4 protein-coding genes are annotated in these 4,521 nt (G+C 27.8%); 3 read left to right on the top strand and 1 reads right to left on the bottom strand.

Translation table 11 applies throughout. From position 1 onward, the window contains the following. Nucleotides 1–19: 19 nt before the first annotated feature. Nucleotides 20–568, bottom strand: a complete 549-nt coding sequence (locus VK071_01935) for a hypothetical protein (GenBank protein ID HLR34069.1) — start codon at nucleotides 566–568, stop codon at nucleotides 20–22. Nucleotides 569–792: 224 nt separating this feature from the next. Between VK071_01935 and VK071_01930 the strand changes: the two genes are divergently transcribed. The 3 genes from VK071_01930 to VK071_01920 all read left to right on the top strand — a co-directional run. Further along, on the top strand, nucleotides 793–1,599 hold the full coding sequence (locus tag VK071_01930) for a type I phosphomannose isomerase catalytic subunit (GenBank protein ID HLR34068.1): 807 nt from the start codon (nucleotides 793–795) through the stop codon (nucleotides 1,597–1,599). Between the two features lie 159 nt (nucleotides 1,600–1,758). Continuing rightward, on the top strand, nucleotides 1,759–2,697 hold the full coding sequence (locus VK071_01925; GenBank protein ID HLR34067.1) for an ROK family protein: 939 nt from the start codon (nucleotides 1,759–1,761) through the stop codon (nucleotides 2,695–2,697). A gap of 127 nt (nucleotides 2,698–2,824) precedes the next feature. Continuing rightward, nucleotides 2,825–4,521: hypothetical protein (locus VK071_01920; protein HLR34066.1), on the top strand; the 1,697-nt coding region annotated here is incomplete at its 3' end.

Genomic DNA, 4,521 nt, shown 5'->3' with positions numbered 1-4,521 from the left:
GTATATTTAAAAACAATATTTACATAGAAATTAATGATAAACATTGTATTTGACTAAGTATAGCTTGTGAAAGAGATTCAATTTTATTTTTATCTATATCCATATCCTTAAGAACTAAAAAGTTTAAAAATGCATTCATAATTATCTTTTCATATATGTAAAAATAAGAAAATTTATCATTTAAAAACTCTTTATATTTTATAGAATTACTTATCAAAACTAATTCCTCAACTGTAGTATTAATAACCGCTTGAACAGGCAAGGATTCATTATTTTCTTTATTATTTACTATATTATTATACTTATCCATTGCAAAGTTATTAAGGTTGATAATAGTATCAAATATTTGCTTAGCATTCGAGTCTTTAGCGAGATCTCTTGCTTGTTTTGAAATCAAATTAGCTCTATTTTTTATATCACCTATATTATTTCTATAATTTAATATAAGCTGTTGCAATTTATTATTATCTCTGATGTCTATTTCCTTAACTAGGTTAGGAAGAGAACTATATTTTAGTGAAACTTTATTTAAATCATTAAATAATTTTATGTTTTTTAACTTATTCATAAGATTACCCTCCAAGATTAATTATCATACTTTATATTTAATTATATATAAAAAAAATTAATTATCTATAATTTAAAATTATTAAATATACTAAGGATTATCTAAATATAAAATATGTGAATAGAAACTAAAATAAGTGAACTTTAACTATTTAATTACATCATATAACATTTAAGATGAAAAATAAATTAGAGAATAATTAAATATTTATTAGGGGGATACATATGAATATTTTTAAATTAGAACCGTTTTATAGTGAAAAGGTATGGGGATATGAAGAATGGAACTTGTCTACACATAGAAATGGAAACTCTATAGTTTCAGGAAGTGAAGTAAAATTAATAGATGAATTAAAAAATGAATTGCCAATTTTAATTAAGATTATACAAGCAAATGAAAAATTATCAGTACAAGTACATCCACATGATGAATATTCTAGAAAATATGAAAATGATAATGGAAAAACAGAGTGTTGGTATATACTAGAGGCTGATGAAAATGCGTCTTTAATATGTGGAATTAAAGAAGGATTAGATAAAGATAGCTTCGCTAAGATAATTGAAAATGGATCTGTTGAAGAACATTTAAAAAGAATAAGCGTAAAAAAAGGAGATATGATTTATATACCTTCAGGAACAGTACATGCAATAGAAGAGGGATTAAAATTAATAGAAGTGCAACAAAGTAGTGATGTTACATATAGAATATATGACTGGGGTAGAGATAGAGAAATGCATATAGAAAAATCTTTAGATGTAATTGATTATGACGGAAAAAATAAAGGCGGAAAAATAGAAGATTTTAAAAAGTTAGAAACACCATATTTTACAGTTGAAAAAATAGATGTAAAAGATAGTTATAAAGACTCAGTAGATAAAAACTTCCATTCATATACAGTTATAAATGGAACAGGTGTAATAAGTGATGGTAATAGTTTGATTGATCTTAATAAAGAGGAAACCGTTTATATAAAAGAGGGTGTAAATTATAGTATTGAGGGAAATCTAGAACTTATAAAATCTTATGTGTAATTAAAAAAGCTTAAAGTATAAATAAATATATAGTTAGTATATGGGGACATAGATTAACTGAATTATATACAATCATATCTTTAATATTGCTAACAACTATGATAAGGATTTATAAAAATGAAAAATTTAAAGTATTCATATATTTTTAGGAGGATACGTATGTATTTTATAGGAGTTGATATTGGTGGAACCGGTGTGCAAGCTGGGATAGTAAATAATAAGGGAGAAATACTTTTTAGAAAAGAATGTGTTACAAGAGTAAATGACGGATTTAAAACTGTAATGGACGATATAAATAATTTAGTTAGGGAGCTATTAAGTGAAAATAATTTAGATATAAACGAAATAAAATCTATAGGATTTGGTGTACCAAGCTTTATAAATAAAAAAGGATTAGTTACTTGTGTTAATTTAGGATGGAAAGAAGTTAATTTTATAGAAGCTATAGAAAATCGATTCCCAGAAGTAAATGTTTATGCTGAAAATGATGCTACAGTTGCAGCTATTGCAGAATCTAAATTTGGTAGTATGAAAGGTAAAGATGTAGCTGTTATGTATACTTTAGGAACTGGAGTAGGTGGTGGAATAATAATAAATGAAAGACCATTTACAGGAACTCATGGGATGGGATCAGAAATAGGACATAGTATAATAGGTGAAAATTATTACAACTGCAACTGTGGTGTAAATGGATGCTTAGAAACTTTTTGTTCAGCAACTGCTATAATAAAATATGCTCAAAAGCTAATACAAGAAGGGAATGAAAGTAAAATACTAGACATAGCAGAGGGGGATATTGAAAACATAAATGCTAAAATGGTATTTGATGCATTTAGAGAAAATGATAATGTGGCAGTAGAAACAATAAACAGATTTAAAAATTACTTAGCTAAAGCTATGGCAAGTATGATAAATATACTAGATCCAGATGTAATATCAATAGGTGGTGGTGTATCAAGAGCTAGTGATATTATACTTCATGATATAAAAGATTTAGTAAGAGAACATGTATTATATAAAAATGAAGAATTTGCAGATATAGTATGTGCTAATTTAGGTGCAGATGCAGGAATAATAGGTGCAGCTTTCTTACAATAAGAGGTAAAAAAGATATAATTTTGTTATAAAAGCTATACAAAGTATATTTCTGATTTTTAAAATATTGACCTTGAAAACGTTTGTAAATATAATTAGATTAACATTAAGTAAGGGGGGGACATAACACATGAAAGATATGTTTTATACGATTGATAAATTAAGAAATAGAATACATGAATTAGATAGCTTTAGATATAGAGATGTAATTGAATTAGAATATTTTAATACAAAATTAAATGAAGATAAGGATATAGCACCAACTATACCACAGGACTTTGATGGAACTATTAAATTAGGGGAAACATGGAAGGGAAGAGACTTATATCTTTGGATGCAAAAGACAGTTAAAGTACCAGCTTCTTGGCAAGGGAAAAGTGTAGTAGGTATATTTGATTTTGGTGAAACTGGAGCAGGTAATAACTCAGGATTTGAATCATTATTTTACTTAAATAATAAGCCATATCAAGGGGTTGACAGTAACCATAAAGAAGTATTTTTCCCTAAAAATTCAGCAGGAAGTGATTTAGAGTTATTATTTAGACTATGGACAGGACTTGAAGGTGGAGGAATACCTAGAGAACAAGAGCACCGTATAAATAGAGCACAATTAGCATGGTTAGATGAAAAAGTAGATGATTTATTCTACAATGCTATGGTTATATTAGAAACAATTCAAGAACTTGATCAATATTCAGTAGATAGGGTTAATTTAACTAAAATATTAAATGATACATTTAAGTTAATAGACTGGTCTTATCCAGGTAGTGAAGAATTTTATATGTCAGCTCATGAAGCTGCATATTATATAAATAATGAAATAGATAAAATAGATAAGCACTCAATAGTAAATGTTACTTGTGTAGGACATACACATATAGATGTAGCGTGGTTATGGAGATTAAAACACACTAGAGAAAAGTGTGCAAGATCATTTTCAACTGTATTAAGACTTATGGAAAGATATCCAGAATATATATTCTTACAAACTCAACCACAATTATATGAGTATGTAAAAAATGACTATCCAGAATTATATCAATCTATAAAAGAAAAGGTAGCAGATGGAAGTTGGGAAGTTGATGGTGGTATGTGGTTAGAAGCAGACTGTAATATACCATCAGGTGAATCTTTAGTTAGACAAATTTTAGTAGGATCTAGATTTATAAAAGAAGAATTTAATAAAGATGTTGAATATTTATGGTTACCAGATGTATTTGGATATTCATGGGCACTTCCTCAAATACTTAAAAAATCAGGAATACATACATTTATGACAACAAAAATAAGTTGGAATCAATATAATAGAATGCCACATGATACTTTTAATTGGAGAGGTATGGATGGAACTGAAATTTTAACTCATTTTATAACTACTCCGGAGCCATGGAGTGAGCCAGGTTCTTGGTTCTATACATATAATGGAAGACTTACTCCAAAAACAGTAAAGGGTGTATGGGATGCTTATACAGATAAAAATATTACTAAAGACCTTTTAGTATCGTACGGATTTGGTGACGGCGGTGGAGGAGTTAACCGCGAAATGTTAGAGTATAGACGAAGATTAGATAAAATGCCTGGTCTTCCAAATGTAAAAACAGGAAAGGCTGGAGAGTACTTTAAGTGTTTAAGAGAGAAAGTAGAAAATACTAATGAGTATGTTCATACTTGGGATGGAGAATTGTATTTAGAGTATCATAGAGGGACTTATACAAGTCAAGCATATACTAAAATGATGAATAGAAGATTAGAATTTTTATATAGAGAAACAGAATGGTTAGGAGCTATGACTGCTTTAAATAATAAGGACTTTGGAGTATATCCTAG

This window comes from Tissierellales bacterium (assembly GCA_035301805.1).
Taxonomy (GTDB): domain Bacteria; phylum Bacillota; class Clostridia; order Tissierellales; family DATGTQ01; genus DATGTQ01.
Note: the sequence above shows the minus strand (reverse complement) of the source record. Positions and strands in the feature narration are given on the sequence as shown.

Excerpts from the sequence above, each read along its gene's own strand:
- VK071_01930 (HLR34068.1), top strand. The coding sequence starts at position 793 with ATGAATATTTTTAAATTAGAACCGTTTTATAGTGAAAAGGTATGGGGA.
- VK071_01935 (HLR34069.1), bottom strand. The coding sequence starts at position 568 with ATGAATAAGTTAAAAAACATAAAATTATTTAATGATTTAAATAAAGTT.
- VK071_01925 (HLR34067.1), top strand. The coding sequence starts at position 1,759 with ATGTATTTTATAGGAGTTGATATTGGTGGAACCGGTGTGCAAGCTGGG.